We start from the raw sequence: 17,207 nt of genomic DNA, 5'->3' as shown, positions 1-17,207 counted from the left end.
TTATGCCTCAGCAGTATTGTTGTTATACACTTGTTTTTTGTCTAATTTTAATGCTTTTATGGTACTTAGATATGCATTGTAAATGGCTTCTGGTAAAGGAACCACTTCTACTTTTTCTGCCACCTCATAAAACTCTTCTGCTAGTACTTCTTTTTCTGGGCTAAAGGCATATAAACGTACTTTTTCTGTGGTGTTGGTTAAGCTCTCTACCCAAGATATTAACTGTTCTTGTACTTGCAGCTGGTTTCTGGAATGGTAAATAGCCACTAGGTATTTACCGTTGTTGTTGGTAAATATTTGCGCTTGTTTTGGGCTAATGCTTAACTGGTGTTTTACCTCTGTATAACAATCTTCTTTTATGCATAATAGCTCTGTAGCTAATTGCGTAAGCTGGCGTTTGTTTTGTAAAGAGGGTTCTCTTTCTACAAAGGCGGTTTTGTAGTAGCGTAGGTTGTTGTTGGTATAACCCTCAAAAGAACCAAAACCTTTTATAACATTTAAACATCTTTGATATGTCGTGTTTTCACAAATATCATTTTCATTATTCGTAACTAAAATTACATTTCTATTGAAACCATCTTTATTATTTAATTCAAGAGCACTATGTAACGTCGAGCCTGAACCAGCAAAAAAGTCTAATATTGTAGTATTTTTATTAAAATGAGAATTTAAGATTCTATTTAGAAGCTTTAGTGGCTTTTTGCCATTTTTAAACTCCACACCACCCTCTGCTTCAAGACCTGTAGTTCTTATATCTGACCAAAAATCACCCGGATGTACCATTAAATTTGTATCAGCAAATAAAAACTGAACTCTGGGACTTTTCGATTCAGAAGAATAATCACCTTTAACAATATAAACGATTTTATCTCTTTTAGAAATAACTGAAAAATAATTTTGAGAAATATCGTTTCTTTTATCATCTGCTAATCTTTTAACAGAAGTAGAAGCTGCTGTTCTAACAATTCTCCAAGAATTTGTAAATTTCCATTCATCAATATGTTTTTTGGGGATTTTCAGGTCCTTAATTTTTTGATTAACACTTGTTAATTCAATTCTATCTAATATTTTGTCAATATCTTCTATAATTTTTTGTGAAGGATTAGACATATGTGCATCAATAAAATCTCTATCCTTTTTTTCGAAATTGTCTATGTAAATATTATATTCATTATCCCATTCATCTTTTTTAACACTTTCGATATCTAAATCTCTAATACCGGAAGGCTTAGCAAAAACTAGATACTCTTTATATTTTGGAATATTTTTTATCCTATTTGTTGCTCCCATTTTCAAACCACTTGCTTCACTCATTTTAACTGCAACTACTTTAGTTTTTTGATTAAACAATTCATCGAGTAAAATCTTCAATTGAGCTATTTCATTATCATCTATAGAAACACATAAAAATCCATCATCAGCTAAAAGTTGACGTGCGATTGTTAATCTTTTAGACATAAAAGACAACCATTTACTATGCCTATATTCGTCATCACTATCTACATAATCATCATTATATTTAAAATCTGTAGTGCCATCATCAGCTTTATTCCCTGTATTATACGGTGGATCTATATAAATGAGGTCTATTTTGTTTTCGTGGGTAAAGGTAAGTGCTGTTAGTGCGTGTAGGTTGTCGCCTTCTATGAGGATGTGGTTTGGCGTCTCGCCCCTCGACTCCGCTCGGGATGACGTGCTCGACGTGATATCGTTATTATTATGAGACCCTTCGACTGCGCTCAGGGTGACAGCATCGTTAATAATGGCACGCTCTTTTACTTCTTGCAGTACAGGTAGTTTGGTGCGTAGTTGCTCTTCTACATCTTCGGGTTTGTCTTCCCATACTAGGCCGTATTTTTTTTTGGTGTTTACCAAGTTTACCAAATAGGCACGTTCGTCTTGGTTAAGGCCTTCTAATGATTTTATTTTATTGAGTATGTCTTTTTTGTTCATGTGTTTTCCTTTGCAATTTTTAAAGCCAATTGAATACTTTCTATAGTATATTCTTCGTTAGAAGTATTTTTTAAAATACGGTCTGCTAACCAAAGGGTTAGTAATTCTTTTTTAGGTTGTTTAAATACATTTGCAAGCACAATAATATCTTCCTTTTTAAAAGGACGTTCGCCACGCTCCATTTTACTAAGCATAGCCGTGTCGGTTTTTAATTGTGCTGCAACCTCACGAATAAGCATTTGTTTTGCTTCTCGTAATTGCCTTATTTTTACACCAATCATTTATGTTTATTATAAAATTTATTTAAAAGTTGACTTGTCAATTTTTGACTAATGTAAGATTTTTTTTGGATATAGAAATACGTAAAACCGTAAATAGAGAAAGTTACATGGTTAACAACGGAGTCCACAAAACAGATAGTGTATTAGAATACATTTATATAATAAAAACCTTGTAATTTACTGTCTCTTTTTTATTCTTTTTGGTTGACATTTTTTATTTTTCTAGCTCACCAATTAAACAAAGGGCGTATTTTATACTATTAGCGCAGTTAATTATCTGTTTTTTCCACAAAAAACCACAATTTATAATTGACTAGATTCAATTGACTTATTATGGGAATCTGGCAAAAGCAACATTTTAATCATATAATAATTCTTCCTGGAGTGGTTTATTTCAAAATTATTGGTAACGCATTAAAATTAATTTTAAGTTCTAATTGATTAGCTCGATTTTGTATAACAACTCTTAAAGTATTTTTATTTTCGTCAGTAAAAAACTATTATCAATTAACTCTTTCTAATTAATTCCGTAATACAATTTTTTTGGTATTCCTATTTTCGAAATACTTTTTTCAAACCTTAAAAGTTGTAAATAAAACTAAAATAATTATTAAACTAAACAACCACATTAAAGAAAATAAAACTCTAAAAAAGTAAAAAATTCATATTAATAACCAATGAACCCCCCCGCTCTCGCTACAAGATAATTTAAGGAAAAGCTGAAGATTCGTCTTCAGCTTTTTTAATTCCAAAAAAAAGCCCATAAACTTTATGTTTATGAGCTTTTACATTTTTATTATTACTTACTAAAATACAGGATCCCATCCAGCTTCGTAAGTACGTGACCACAGTTTCATAGCGTCCCTGTTGTACATCATTCCTGTTTGGTGATCGATATCAAATCCGCTATTTATTCTATAAGCAATATTAGCATAATGCACCATAGCCATACTTATACTAGCATCGTCTATAGGAGCATTTAATTTAGCTTTGCCTCTAATGGCATCAAAAAGGTTTATAACGTGCTTTGTAGTGGTATCGCCACCGCCACCTAATGCCGTTCCTGCTTCATTTGATGAGGAATTATATTCTTTTACGAGCTTACCTCTACGATCGTATAACATATATTTACCTCTATCTACAAAAACCGAACCTTCTGTACCGTAAATTACTGTGCCACGTCCTGTGCTGTATGTTTTATAGCTATTTCGCGATTTCCCATCCCACTTTATAACCTTATTATCTTTAAACTTAAAAGTGGCATCCATATCATCATACATTTCCCAACCATCATTTAAATAATGGCGTTTTTCTGCTTCCACATAAATATGTTGCGGAAAATCTACTTGTAATGCCCAACGTGCTACATCCAACTCATGAGTTCCATTATTACCAGCTTCGGCAGTGCCATATTCCCAGCCATACCAATGCCAATTATAATCCCATGTTTCCGATGTGTAATCGCGTCTTGGTGCTGGTCCTTGCCACAATTCCCAATCTAAACCATTAGGAATGGCTGCGCTTTTTTGCAAAGGTACTGGGCCTCTACCATTATTGTAAAAAGCTACGGCTTTATAAGGTTTACCGATAACACCATTATGAATTTCGTTTATAATCTCGATGGTGTGCCCTGAGGAGCGTTGCTGATTCCCCATTTGCACCACTTTATTGAAATGCTTGGATGCCTTTACCAATTGCTCATTTTCATACATATTATGGCTACAAGGCTTTTCTACATACACATGTTTACCTGCTTTCATGGCCATTATAGAACCTGGTGTATGCCAATGGTCTGGTGTTGCATTAATTAAAACATCTACATTTTTATCATCTAAAACTTTTCTAATATCATTTTCCAATGTTGGATTATAATCAATATGCTCTCTAAACGCCTTTAAACCTTTTGTGCGCTGGCTTTCCATAACATCGCATAAATATAAAAGTTTAGCATTGCTTTCTTTTAACGCTATGGGTTGTTTAAAAGCGGCCATTCTTCGTCCTAACCCAGCTATAGCGACATGTATACGCTCATTAGATCCCACGATGTTATTGTAACTTTTAGCACTCATTGCCATGGCTGAATGTCCTATTGTAACAGCTGCTCCGGCTAAAGTTGTTTTTTTTATAAAATTTCGTCTTGATGTCATAATGCTTATAAGGATTTAATTTTAATGTTTTTAAATGCTACACGGTCGCCATGGTCCTGTAATAAGATTTGTCCTTTTTCTAGCAATCCAAAATTTGGCCATTTAGCATATTTACTTTCTGAAACAAGCTTTAAAAACGCTGCACTTCCTCGTTCGTATTCTAAAACTTTCATCCCATTTAACCAGTGTTCCACATGGTTGTTTTTTGAAATGATATAAGCGCTATTCCACTCTCCAATTGGCTTAATTGGTTTTTCTGGATTGGCTTGAATTAAATCGTATAAAGAACAAACCGTTCGGCTACCTTCATGACTTCCAAGTTTAGCATCTGGATGTACTGCATCGTCTAAAATTTGATACTCCAAACCTATAGAAGACCCAGGACCTTTATTAAGGTTAGTATCTACATAATATTTTATACCGCTATTAGCACCTTGAGTTAATTTAAAGTCTACTTTTAATTCGAAATCGCCATATAACTCTGTAGTAACAATATCGCCGCCTGCTGCTGATTCTGCTCCTCCAGAAGATAAAACAATAAGTTCGCCATTTTCTATTACCCAACCTTTATCAGGAAACGATTCTAGTTTAGCACCTCGCCATCCTTTAGTTGTCTTTCCGTCCCAAAGCATTTTCCATCCTTTTTTAGTTTCGTCTAAGGTTAGGTTGTTTTTTGTAATTACGGGTTGCAATGGTGTTTTTTGAGTGTACTTATCTAATTCCGTAGTTAAAATTTTTACATTTTTCCATGAAATTGTTGTGCCTTCTTTTTGTTTTCCGTGAATACTATGCACTTGTAACCCAATAAATCCAGAAGCCGTTTTATCGTCAATTAAATAAGAAGCAGGCACACCGTTTATCCACGTTTTTATGGTGTCTCCAATCGCCTCAATTCTGTAATGATTCCAATCATTTTGTTTAAATGCTTTTTGTGCGTCTTCATTACTCTCTAATGTATTTAACCATTTTCTTCTCCCTTCATCAAAAATACCGGCACTCCAAGCTCTTTTAGATGGATCGATTTCTACTTGGTAACCATGTACTCTTCCGTCCTGATAGTGAGGAAAACTATTGCTACGAATTTGGATTCCGGAATTCATTGTGGAATCTACTTTATATTCTAATTCTAGAATAAAATCATCGTAAAATTTATTTGTTGTTAAAAAGGTATTAGGAGTTTCTTTTACTGTAGTTCCAGTAATTACACCATCTTCTATACTATAGGTCGCTTTACCTCCCTTTATGTTCCACCCATTTAAGGTGTTATTTTCTATTAAATTTTCCCAAGGTATATTATCATTTTTATTTTCTAAACAACTAGAAAAAGAAGCTATAACTATTGCTAAAAAAAACCAATTATTAAATTTGAACATATATTTATATTTAATTATTAAAAATTTAAAACAATTTATTCCTTTTAATAAAAATTACTATCCTGTACTAGTCGCTATTTTTCACATAAGCTACTAATAACATCAACCCAGTTTTAATTTAATAGTAAAAACTATAAAGAGAGAAAAGCCATTATACATTATTAATGTATAAAGTGAAAAAATAAATATAAAAAGCAAAAAAAAAAGAATCATTAACAAATGTTTATGATTCTTTTTTTTGCTTTTTAGTTATTAAGTAAAACTATTTTTTTTGAGAGTATTTACTCAATATTAAAAATAAAACACCACATAATATCCAAGCAGGTAACGTTACAAAAGATAAGAATACATCAAACTGAATGGAAATAAAATAAAACACCCCAAAACTAATAGCCCATGCCCAAAACACAGACTTATTAAATGAAAGATTAGCTACTTCTGCATAATTCTTGATAATACCCGCCTTTTTATGAAAGAAGTGTTCAAAAACTATAATTGCACCAAAAGGAGCCAATATAAAACCGTATAAAGCCACAAATCCTAATAATTTCATTGCAAAGGCTGGAAATAATCCTGCTATTGTTGCTATAGTACCAGCTAAAATAGTAACTTTTGCTGTAGAAAGTTTTGGTAAAATAGCTTGAAATGCAAGACCTGCTCTATAAATTGTTGGGTTAGCTGTAGTCCAACCAGCAAGTACTACTGCTATAATACCTAGCACACCTATAGCGTTATATGCCATAGGACCTGGAGCTACTGGAGGTGCAGAATTAGTTGATAAAAATGCCTGCGCCTCAGGAGATTTTAAATAAACAGCATATAATAAAGCTGCTGCTATCCAAGCCATATAGTGGCCTACATACATGCCTGCCGCTGTGGCCCAACCTGCCTTAGCTTCTTTAGCAAACCTAAATACCGATAAATCGGACATTCCAATATGCATAGCACCATTAGCAAACCAAGACCATATAACAACATGCCAAAATGTAAATTTTGTTTGGCCCGGAAAAGGTTCTCCTCCATCTCCCCATATATTCCAAAAATCTGAAAAACTATCGACTCCTAATTGCCCTAGAGCAACTATACCGCAAGCAACAAATGCTAATACAATTATAGGGGACATCCAATTGGCAGCCTTAGTAACCGTATCGTAACCTCTTGCTGCTATTAAAGAAATAACGGCACCTATAATGATTACTATTATAATCCAAGTCATTCCATTAGGAAGTGTATCGTCTAATTTAGGCATTGGCATATTAAAAGGAATACCAACAGCAGTAGCAGAAACCGTTATCATAGATCCGGCTAAAAAACAAAATAATATACCATTAGCAAGATTATATCCCGTTACTAACTTTTTACCACATATTTTTTCTAATTGAAAGTATAATGTTAATCTGTTTTTTACGGCAATTTCTGCTGTTAAAAATCTCCAACTTAAAACCGCCAAAAGGTTTCCAATTAATAACCCAATAATTAAATCGAAGGCACTAACTCCGGCTGTTAAAAACAAAGGTCCAATCATAAACTCTGTACCTGCAGCATGCTCACCAGCATACATGCCAATAAAACTCTTCCAACCTTTTAATTTAGATTGCGGTACAGGTGTTCTTTCAAATTCTCCTCCAGAGTCTTCTTGTAAAATGCCTTCTTCTTGTTGGTATTGAGTCATAATAGTGGTTTAGTTAAGTTTTATGAATAATTAACTTTTTAATAAAGTTACTAAATTTTAATTACGAAAATATATGGAACAATTTATAACTCTATCCTGTACTGTGCCGTTTTTATATCCGTTTAAAAAAAAAGCTCAGTTAATAAATTTAACTGAGCTTTAAAATTAAAATAAAAAGATTATTAATAATATTGGGCATAAACTACACGTGTATGCAAATACTCTTCCATACCATGCTTACCATCTGCTCCTCCTACTCCAGATTTTTTCCAACCTGCATGAAACCCTTGTATGGCTTCAAAATGCTCTCTATTCACATAAGTTTCACCAAAATGCAATCCATTTGTAGCTCTCATAATATTATTATAATTTTCAGAAAATATAGATGAAGTTAGTCCAAATTGGCAATCGTTTGATAATGCAATGGCTTCATCTAATGTACTAAACTTCATGACTGGTAAAACGGGTCCGAACACCTCTTCCTGAATAATCTCCATATTTTGAGAAACATTCGTTAAAAGTGTTGGCTTGTAGAAATAACCTTTATCGAATTTCTCGTCGCGTTTTCCTCCTACCAAAACTTCTGCACCTTCTTTTTTGGCAAATTCAACCATCTCAGAAATTTTATCTATTTGAGCTTTAGATACTAGGCTACTCATATCTGCATTTGTTCCTGTTAAAGCATCCTCTACTGTTACTTGACTCATTTTTTTAGTCAATTTATCGACAAACTCATCATAAATACGGTCTTCTACATACACGCGCTCTGCACAATTACAAACCTGTCCGCTAAAAATAACTTTAGACGCCACTATAGCATTTACGGCTAATTCCATATTAGCATCTGCACATACTATTGCAGGAGCCTTTCCTCCCAATTCTAAAGACACTTTAGTAATATTTTCTGCAGCTGCACTAATAATTTGTTGGCCAGCACCAACGCTACCTGTTAAGCTTATAATACCAGTAATTGGACTTTTTGATAGTGCATTACCCACCGTGCGACCAGAACCACAAACAAAATTTAAAACGCCTGTGGGCAAATCGATTTTTTGAATTAAATCTGCAAATTCCATCACCGTATTTGGAGCCTCAGAACTTGGTTTAATAACACAGGTATTACCAGTTATTAAAGAGGCTGCTACTTTTCTAGCCATTACGAAAAATGGAAAATTCCACGGGCAAATACCTACGGCAACACCAATTGGTACTTTATGAAGATAAATGTGCTCTTTTTCTCGATCGCTTTGAATAATTTCACCCTCAATACGTCTTGCCCAACCCGCATTATAATCAAAATAATCGGCTGTTACATCTATTTCTACTTGCGCTAAACCAATAACTTTAGCTTGTTCTTTAGATAATGTTTCTGCTAAAAACACTCTATTTTCTCTAATAACATCTGCCATTTTATGTAAAAAGGCAGCTCTTTTAATTGCTGGTAAAGCTTCCCACGCTGGTTGAGAGGCTTGTGCTGCTTCTAATGCGTGATTAGCATCTTCAACTGTTCCTGTTGATATTGTACTAATAATTTCTTCTGTACACGGGTTAAGTATTTCAATCACCGATGAGGCATTGGAATCTATAAACCGACCGTTTATATATTGTTTATAATGTTTCATAACGTTAAAATTGGATTAATTTTACTATAAATAAATTCCATAAATTATTTAATGACATTTCATTTTTTATTTGATATAAACAAAAAAAAATGAAAATCATAAAACCTTTAAAAATTGATAATAAAAAAATTATCGAACTAAATGATATGGAAAATCTGTTGTTTTTTCGCAGCAAAGTTGTTCCATAACCTGCTGTAATTCTGTTTTTAATAGCGATATTGTGTGGTCGCCTCCTTTTTTACCAAGAGCAGAAACGCCATACATAAAAGAGCGCCCCATAAAAGTAAATTTAGCACCACTTGCCATGGCTCTAGCAACATCTGGTCCTGAACGAATACCGCTATCCATCATTACTTCAATTTGATCTCCGTACTTTTCTGCAATAGTAGTAAGCGGTTTAATTGTAGATTCTCCTGCATCTAATTGGCGCCCACCATGATTAGAAACAATTATTCCATCAATACCAAGCCTTATTGCTTCTTCAGCATCGTACTCTGAAGCCACACCTTTTAAAACAAGTTTTCCTTTCCACATATCGCGAATAGGTTTAATTTTCTCTTCATTCAATCGACCGCTAAAGGTTTGGTCCATAAATTTACCTAATTGTTTTAAATCTAAACCTTTAGGCATGTAAGGTTTAAGCGTTGCAAAATTAGGCTGACCATACTTAAGAGTTTGAAGCGCCCAATCTGGCCTACCAAAAGCTTGTAAAATATTAGATATATTCATTTTAGGCGGCATTGCTAATCCATTTCTTATATCGCGAGGTCTAAAACCAAAAGTAGGAACATCACATAAAATAACAAGTACAGGACATTCTGCAGCCTCTGCTCGTTTTAATATATCGTCTCTTAATGAATTTTCTGTAGGGTGGTACAGTTGAAACCAAGCTTTTCCTTCTGTTAACTCACTTGCGCGCTCAATACTTGTTGTTGTAACTGTACTTAAAATAAATGGTATATTATGCTCGAAAGCTGCCTTAGCTAAAATTTCTGGAGCATTGGGCCACATTAAACCTTGAAGCCCAACAGGAGCTATTCCAAAAGGTGCATCGTATTCTACACCAAATAATTTGGTTTTTAAAGTAGAGCCATGATGTGCTCTTAAATAATTTGGTTTTAATTGAACATCTCTAAGTTCTGAAGTGTTTCGTATTAAATTTACATCTTCATTACAACCACCATCTAAATATTCGAATGCAAATTTTGGTATTTTCTTTTGAGCTCTCGTTCTCAAATCATCTATTGAGGGATAACGGGTATCAAACTTTATAGCCATAATATTTCTTTTTATGATAAAAACTTTTTTCTTAAATCTTCTACCTGTTCATCATTTATAGGTACTAATTCTCCTAAAGAATTACCTAAAACAATAGACTTTGCACTAAACTCTGCTACTTCCAAATAATCGAAAGTTTGCAATAATTTATCGCCGGTAATTATTACCGAGTCGTTTTCTATTATTAATGCGGTATCACAATTATCTACAATTTCTGAGCTACAATTTTTTCTGAAATGGTTACCGTATTTAACAGCGTTAATGTCTTGTAAAAAGATCCAACTTTCCGGAATAGTTCGCACATTCAAATAGCTATTTGTTACTCCAAACGCCATTAAATAGGGCGATTGCGTCATAATTATAGAGTTAACATTTGGATTACGATTATAAATCTCTTGATGAATCCAAGAAGCTCTACTAGGCTTTTTTCCTGCTTCGCGTTTACCATCTTTAATTTGAACAATATCATCAATTTCTAAATCCCATCTATTTACGCCTGTTGGAGTAATAAGAAAATCATTATCCTTCCAGCGCATGGACACAGTACCGTATGAACTTATCATTAAACCTTGTTGACAAGAGCGTTGAACAATTTTACAAATCTCTAGCCGTTTTTCAACTTCCTCCGCAGGATATGATGTAGTTTCCATTTCTGGCAATACTCCAGTAGCCTGTGCTTCAAATTCATTTATCTGTTCATCGGTTAAATAATTAGGTGTTCCTATTTGAGAACCATAAAGTATAGTACTAGCACAAAATTCTAGTGCTTCAAACCTCTCAAAAGCGTCGGTTAAATCACTTCCTCCTAACACAACGCCATGGTTTTCCATAATAACAGCCTTGTATCCTTTATTGAACTCATCTGCAATAACTTCACCTAAGTCCTCACTACCAGGTAATCTATATTTAGCATAGCCAATTGGTCCACAAATATGTTTCGCTTGAGATATAATATTAGTATTAGGAATTTTACGCACAATACTAAAAGATACTAGCGCGGGAGGATGTGCATGAATTACGGATTTAATATCTGGTCTTGCCTCATAAATAGCTTTATGAAATGGAAATTCTGACGATGGTTTATGCTTACCAATAATACTCCCATCTTTTTTTACACAAATAATATCTGATGGCCTTAATGAGCCTTTATCAATTGCTGAAGGTGTAACCCAAATATCGCCTTGCTCATCAATAATAGAAATATTTCCTCCAGAGGTCGTGGTCATACCTCTTTTATAAATCCTATCTATAATTTCGGTTATCTGATTTCTGGGATGTATTAATTTTATGTTTTTAGACATTTTTAATGATTTGGAGTTTGTTTATTTAATATACATATATCTCTATTAAATTTTGGCTAAATTAAAATGCTTAACCGCTAATTATAAAAGGTACATGCTTTTTAAGAGCGTAATTTTTCTTAAGAAATTTAGAGTTTAGCTTGGTATCTGAAATGGAAATTGCAGCACCCAATGCTGAGCCTAAGGATGCATTTGTTGTTCTTAATTTTTTATCTCTAAAATAATGAGACAGTAGCTTAATGTAAACATCGTTATCACTAAAACCTCCATCTACATATAATCTTGAAATAGTATCATTTCCTATAGCTTTATTTATACATTTAATTTGAAGCAAGACTAACTCCGTCATTAACTGGTGGTAGGCATGTTCATATTCTGTATAAGCAATTTGAGTTTGTTCTGGCATGTCTTCATCTGTCAAGCCTTCCCATTTATAGTAATGTTTAAAATCTTTTATAATTTCAAAATAAGTATCATAATCAAATTTTACAGTACGGTGGTAATCATCATTTACACCAAAATGTTTATCTAATTTTGCTACTTGTAACTTATATTCATTACCTAAAAATAATCGTGATGCTTTAACAGGCTTCCCATTAATACGCATGTAATTGATGGCGTCCTTATCGCTAGTATCTTCAGAAATAGGGTTTTTAGTAAATGGATTAAAAGCAATACTCCACGTACCTGTAGAAATTAATATAAATTTCTTTTTAATACTTCTTACGTAAGGAAGTAGTGCCGCAGAACTATCGTGAATACCTACACCTATTTTAATGCGGTTTCCATTATAATTCATGTTTATACTTGTTTCTGTTGAAACAATAGGCGGCAAAATTTTATTAATTTCAGAATTATAAACCCAAGTATGATAATCTTTTTTACCATAGTCCCATAGCGCGGTATGACAACCTATACTTGTATATTCACTTAAAGGAATACCTGTGAATATGTAACTAAGATACTGCGGTAAATGCAGTGAATATTTTATTTTTTTATATACTTCTGGTTTTTCTTTTTTCAACCAAAATAATTGTATACCTGAATTTAGCATACTCAAATCTGCACAACCTGTATTCTTTAAAAATTCTTCTCTAGGGCCATATTCCTCAAAAAATTCTGATACAACTTTTTCTGGTAGCGGTTTGGTGTAATTATATAGAGGCGTTAATGGTTCACCATTTTCATCAATGTGTACAAAACTTGCTCCATAAGTAGAAAAATTAATAGCTTTAACATCAAATTCTTCAGCATTTAAAATTCTATTGAATACTTGCTTAAGCCATTTTTGTAACGCAGGAAGGTTTTCGGTTGGATGTCCGTCTTCATCTGTAATTTCATCAAAAGATATATATTCTTTATACACTTCCTTAAAATCCTTGTCAAAAAGAAAAAACTTTTTATTGGTTTTACCTATATCAAAAACTGCTGTTACTTTTTTTCTCATAATTAAATAAATTATAGTCCTGTTGCTACAGTATTTTTTCCTCTTTCTTTAATAAGGCTAGCTCTAACGTCTAGAGATCGATAAGCATTTATTGGACTTAAAACTCCTCCTTTATTTAATCTTGCTTTTTCAAGTAAAGGTCTTACATCTGTACGATAAGCACCTTGTAAAATCTCTTGACACTTAACAACATCGTTATCCAATTGCGCAGCCTTTAAGGCTTTTTGGTCAATTAATAAAGCTTTAGCATAAGCCTCTTGAATTGCTTCTAAAGATTGTATTAAATCTTCTAAAGGGTCTTTAATATTATGACTAGCATCAATCATCCACGCTAAATCTGGATTTTGAGGGTTGTTTTCCATCCCATAAACTAGTTCGTTAAAAATTAAGAAAAGTGCATATGGTTTAATACTTCCCACAGTTAAATCGTCGTCTCCATATTTACTATCGTTAAAATGGAATCCACCTAATTTACCTTTTAATTGTAAGATTGATACTATTTGCTCTATATTACTATTAGGTAAATGGTGCCCTAAATCTACTAATGTATAAGCTTTATCTCCACACCCATTGGCTAACATTAATGATGCTCCCCAATCTTGAATAACTGTACTGTAAAAGTTCGGTTCGTATGGCTTATATTCTACTAACATTTTCCAGTCGTCTGGTAAACCTTTGTATATATCTATTAAGCTGTCTTGTGTGTTTTGGAATGCTGTTTGAAAGTTGTTTTGACCTGGAAAACTAGAACCGTCTGCTAACCACACCGTTAAAGCTTTAGAACCTAACTTATCTCCAATTTTAATAACATCTAGGTTATGTTGGATGGCCTGTTCTCTAACCGCTTTACTTACATTACTTAACGACCCATATTTATATGTTTCGGCAGCATCTTTTTGGTCTTGAAACGTATTAGAATTAACAGCATCAAATTTAATATTTAAAGCATCTGCTTGCTCTTTAATAGCAGCATAATCTGTAGGAATATCCCATGGTATATGTAATGATACGGCTCCTGCAGTTTGAGTTAAACTATGTAAAATACCAACATCATCAATTTTCTGCTCTAATGTTGAAGGTTCTCCATAAAAAGAAAAACGACCAAAACGAGTACCTCCTGCTCCTAAAGCCCAACTAGGGATAGCCACTTGAAATTCAGCTAATTTTGAAACAATATCAGAAACGTTGTGACCATTTCCACTTAATTTATTAGATAAAAAGTCAAAATTATCATTATGATTTTCTAAGCCTTTTTTGTTATAATCTGAAATTTGTTCTTTTTGTATTTTCATGTGGTATTATTTTATTTTTTTAATATGTATGACTTAACTATAACCATACAACTTAAGTACTGATTTTAATATAGCGCTATATTATAATTTTAAAATATAACAAAAAAGAAACTTCCATAAACTTCAATATGAAACTTTGGAAGACTTCTTTTTAGTAAATAAACAACTACTATATTTTTTTATATATTATCTTACAAATGCATTAGCCATTCCTCCGTCTACATTGATAATGTTCCCTGTTGATTTATCTAAAATCCCAACTAACGAAAACACTCCATTAGCAATATCATCTGGCGTAATAATTTCATTTAATAAATTTCTTTTGGCATAAAAAGCTGGTAATTCTTCAACAGTTATACCATTAGCTTTAGCACGACCTTCTGCCCATGCACCTTCCCATATTTTGCTTCCTACAATAACACCATCTGGATTTACTGTATTTACTCTTATTTTATCTTTTGCCAATTCAGCAGCTAATAAACGCACCATATGTTGTTGAGCTGCCTTTGCAGTACCGTAAGCTACATTATTTGGTCCAGCTACTAACCCGTTTTTACTGGCTATAGAAATATAGTTTCCGCCTAAACCTTGTTTACGCATAATAGCCGCAGATTGTTTTGCTAAATCAAACTGACCTTTTACTAAAATGTTTTGTAAAATATTCCAATCTTTATCGGTTGTATCTTCTAAAGGTTTAGATATTGCAAGTCCTGCACTATGTACAATAATATCCACCCCTCCAAATTCTACACATGCCTTTTTATAAGCTGATGCAATTGATTCTGTACTAGTAACATCGCAAATAGCGTAGGTTGACACATCTCTTTTGTAAGTAGCATGTGCTTCTTTTAAACTATCTTCATTAATATCTGTAAGTACTACGTTGGCACCTTCAGCCGCTAATTTATCAGCAATAGCTTTACCAATACCTCCTCCAGCACCAGTAACAAATGCTACTTTACGAGATAATGGCTGCTCTTTTGGCATACGTTGTAGCTTAGCTTCTTCCAATAACCAATACTCAATATCAAAAGCTTCTTGTCTTGGTAAAGATGTGTACTCGGTAATGGCTTCTGCACCACGCATTACATTAATAGCATTTATGTAAAACTCATTAGCAACACGCGTAGTTTGCTTGTTTTTAGCAAAACTAAACATACCAACACCTGGATAAATAATAATTACAGGGTTTGCATCACGCATGGCAGGACTATTTGCTTTTTTACAAGTATTATAGTAATCTGCATACTCTTGTCTATAAGCTTCAAAAGCTGGTTCTAATTTCTTTAAAACAGCATCCGCATCTGCTAAATCTTCATTTTTATCTAAATCTAATACTAATGGCTGGATTTTTGTTCTTAAGAAATGATCTGGACAAGATGTTCCCATAGGAGCTAAACGCTCTAAATCATTACTGTTAATATATTCCATTACCACATCGGTGTCAGAAAAATGCCCTATCATTCTATTTTCAGAAGAACATAACCCTCTTAATAAAGGCATAATTTGAGCCGCTTTATCTAAACGCTCCTCTTTTGGTAAACTTTCTATTTTTTGTCCGCCAAAAACAGAACCTTTTTCTTTAATTTTCTTTTCTATAAATTCAGAAGCCATTTCAATAACCTCTAAACTATTCATATAACATTCAAAAGAAGTATCTCCCCAAGTAAATAAACCATGAGAACCTAAAACGATACCTCTGATACCAGGATTATCTGCTAAACATTTTTCTATTTGAAGTCCTAAATCGAACCCCGGACGTTGCCAAGGTACCCATCCCATAGTATCTCCCCAAATTTCTTTGGTAACTTTCTCACTATCTTTTGCTGCAGCCACAGCAATTAGAGCGTCTGGATGCAAGTGATCGATATGAGCAAATGGTAACAAACCATGTAACGGCGTATCAATTGATGGTGCTTTACTATCTAAATCAAAAATACAGTGATTAAATAATCCAACCATACGATCTTCATCTTCTAAACCACCATAAACATTTTTTAAATCACGTAATCGTTTTGTATAAATGCCTGCAATACCACTTCTATTTAAAGTTCCTATGTCTCCACCAGAACCTTTAATCCACATCACTTCAACATCTTCATTTGTAAGAGGGTCTTTTTCTATGGTTCTACAACTTGTGTTTCCACCTCCATAATTTGTAATTCTTAAGTCTGCTCCTAAGATATTTGAACGGTATAAAAACAAATCTACTTGATTATCTCCAAACTCGGCTGCCTTTTTATCGTCCCATAAATAATCGACGTATTTAAAACTCTTAGTAATTTCTTTCATGTTAAATATATTTAGATAAATAATAATATCAAAAATATATCCCTTAGTAAACTTTTGTATCCTGTACTGTACCGTAATAGTAAATATTGTTTTACATAAGTATATACCTAACCATACAACAAATCAAATAAAACACGTAATAACAATGCTTTTAAAAACTTCTAGTTAAGACTTTTTTTTTAAAGCCTTACTAAATAAATAGACTTATAGTATGTGTTTTAAATTAATGCAATACTTTAAACTATTTATGATGAACCTTTGTTTATTCGGGGTGAGTAATATGAGAAATTTCCTTTTTTCCTTAAAACCATACACTATTTTAGAATAGCTAGATTTTAAAATTAAAACTTTAAATTAATAAACTAATAAATACTAATTATGGCAGATGTTTTTAGTATTTGTTTTGGTTTATGACTAATTATTAATGGAATTATTTATTTTAATAAATAATAAATATCCAAACTGTTTAAAATAATATCACTTTAGTTTAAAAAGGGTTAAAAAAAAAAAAAAAAACATTAATTATTTATCCTAATTTATGTTAAAACC

General features: G+C 32.9%; 11 protein-coding genes. All 11 read right to left on the bottom strand.

Annotation, left to right across the window (positions count from 1 at the left end):
• The 11 genes from BMY96_RS12305 to BMY96_RS12255 all read right to left on the bottom strand — a co-directional run bounded on the left by BMY96_RS12305 (window position 1) and on the right by BMY96_RS12255 (window position 16,658).
• Window positions 1–1,953 (bottom strand): site-specific DNA-methyltransferase, encoded by a 1,953-nt coding sequence (locus BMY96_RS12305; RefSeq protein ID WP_092852601.1) that lies wholly within the window; start codon window positions 1,951–1,953, stop codon window positions 1–3.
• The gene (locus BMY96_RS12300; protein ID WP_092852599.1) at window positions 1,950–2,234 is read right to left on the bottom strand and encodes a helix-turn-helix domain-containing protein; all 285 of its coding nucleotides are present in this window, start codon (window positions 2,232–2,234) and stop codon (window positions 1,950–1,952) included. Before BMY96_RS12300 ends, BMY96_RS12305 begins: the two co-directional genes overlap by 4 nt.
• Before the next feature lie 806 nt (window positions 2,235–3,040).
• Window positions 3,041–4,381: a Gfo/Idh/MocA family protein gene (locus tag BMY96_RS12295; protein ID WP_092852597.1), complete on the bottom strand. Its 1,341-nt coding sequence runs from the start codon at window positions 4,379–4,381 to the stop codon at window positions 3,041–3,043.
• Between the two features lie 5 nt (window positions 4,382–4,386).
• Window positions 4,387–5,754: a 3-keto-disaccharide hydrolase gene (locus BMY96_RS12290; protein ID WP_092852595.1), complete on the bottom strand. Its 1,368-nt coding sequence runs from the start codon at window positions 5,752–5,754 to the stop codon at window positions 4,387–4,389.
• Window positions 5,755–6,016: 262 nt separating this feature from the next.
• On the bottom strand, window positions 6,017–7,426 hold the full coding sequence (locus BMY96_RS12285; RefSeq protein ID WP_092852593.1) for a purine-cytosine permease family protein: 1,410 nt from the start codon (window positions 7,424–7,426) through the stop codon (window positions 6,017–6,019).
• A 182-nt stretch (window positions 7,427–7,608) separates the two neighbouring features.
• Window positions 7,609–9,048, bottom strand: a complete 1,440-nt coding sequence (gene aldA, locus BMY96_RS12280) for an aldehyde dehydrogenase (protein WP_092852591.1) — start codon at window positions 9,046–9,048, stop codon at window positions 7,609–7,611.
• 129 nt (window positions 9,049–9,177) lie between these two features.
• Entirely contained in the window at window positions 9,178–10,326 is a 1,149-nt protein-coding gene (locus BMY96_RS12275) for an alpha-hydroxy acid oxidase (protein WP_092852589.1), read from the bottom strand.
• 11 nt (window positions 10,327–10,337) lie between these two features.
• Window positions 10,338–11,627, bottom strand: a complete 1,290-nt coding sequence (locus BMY96_RS12270) for a class II aldolase/adducin family protein (RefSeq protein ID WP_092852587.1) — start codon at window positions 11,625–11,627, stop codon at window positions 10,338–10,340.
• A 70-nt stretch (window positions 11,628–11,697) separates the two neighbouring features.
• The gene (locus BMY96_RS12265; RefSeq protein WP_092852585.1) at window positions 11,698–13,074 is read right to left on the bottom strand and encodes an FGGY-family carbohydrate kinase; all 1,377 of its coding nucleotides are present in this window, start codon (window positions 13,072–13,074) and stop codon (window positions 11,698–11,700) included.
• An 11-nt stretch (window positions 13,075–13,085) separates the two neighbouring features.
• Entirely contained in the window at window positions 13,086–14,366 is a 1,281-nt protein-coding gene (locus BMY96_RS12260) for a sugar isomerase (RefSeq protein ID WP_092852583.1), read from the bottom strand.
• 186 nt (window positions 14,367–14,552) lie between these two features.
• On the bottom strand, window positions 14,553–16,658 hold the full coding sequence (locus BMY96_RS12255; RefSeq protein WP_175473568.1) for a bifunctional aldolase/short-chain dehydrogenase: 2,106 nt from the start codon (window positions 16,656–16,658) through the stop codon (window positions 14,553–14,555).
• Window positions 16,659–17,207: the final 549 nt, after the last annotated feature.

Source organism: Algibacter pectinivorans, assembly GCF_900112595.1.
GTDB classification, from domain to species: domain Bacteria; phylum Bacteroidota; class Bacteroidia; order Flavobacteriales; family Flavobacteriaceae; genus Algibacter_B; species Algibacter_B pectinivorans.
The sequence above is the reverse complement of the archived record's forward strand: the minus strand, read 5'-3'. Positions and strand labels throughout refer to the sequence as shown.

What these genes read in the sequence shown, in the direction of transcription:
- BMY96_RS12305 (WP_092852601.1), bottom strand. Translation starts at nt 1,953, where the DNA reads ATGAACAAAAAAGACATACTCAATAAAATAAAATCATTAGAAGGCCTT.
- BMY96_RS12270 (WP_092852587.1), bottom strand. Translation starts at nt 11,627, where the DNA reads ATGTCTAAAAACATAAAATTAATACATCCCAGAAATCAGATAACCGAA.
- BMY96_RS12295 (WP_092852597.1), bottom strand. Translation starts at nt 4,381, where the DNA reads ATGACATCAAGACGAAATTTTATAAAAAAAACAACTTTAGCCGGAGCA.
- BMY96_RS12290 (WP_092852595.1), bottom strand. Translation starts at nt 5,754, where the DNA reads ATGTTCAAATTTAATAATTGGTTTTTTTTAGCAATAGTTATAGCTTCT.
- BMY96_RS12300 (WP_092852599.1), bottom strand. Translation starts at nt 2,234, where the DNA reads ATGATTGGTGTAAAAATAAGGCAATTACGAGAAGCAAAACAAATGCTT.
- BMY96_RS12260 (WP_092852583.1), bottom strand. Translation starts at nt 14,366, where the DNA reads ATGAAAATACAAAAAGAACAAATTTCAGATTATAACAAAAAAGGCTTA.
- BMY96_RS12285 (WP_092852593.1), bottom strand. Translation starts at nt 7,426, where the DNA reads ATGACTCAATACCAACAAGAAGAAGGCATTTTACAAGAAGACTCTGGA.
- aldA (WP_092852591.1), bottom strand. Translation starts at nt 9,048, where the DNA reads ATGAAACATTATAAACAATATATAAACGGTCGGTTTATAGATTCCAAT.
- BMY96_RS12275 (WP_092852589.1), bottom strand. Translation starts at nt 10,326, where the DNA reads ATGGCTATAAAGTTTGATACCCGTTATCCCTCAATAGATGATTTGAGA.
- BMY96_RS12255 (WP_175473568.1), bottom strand. Translation starts at nt 16,658, where the DNA reads ATGAAAGAAATTACTAAGAGTTTTAAATACGTCGATTATTTATGGGAC.
- BMY96_RS12265 (WP_092852585.1), bottom strand. Translation starts at nt 13,074, where the DNA reads ATGAGAAAAAAAGTAACAGCAGTTTTTGATATAGGTAAAACCAATAAA.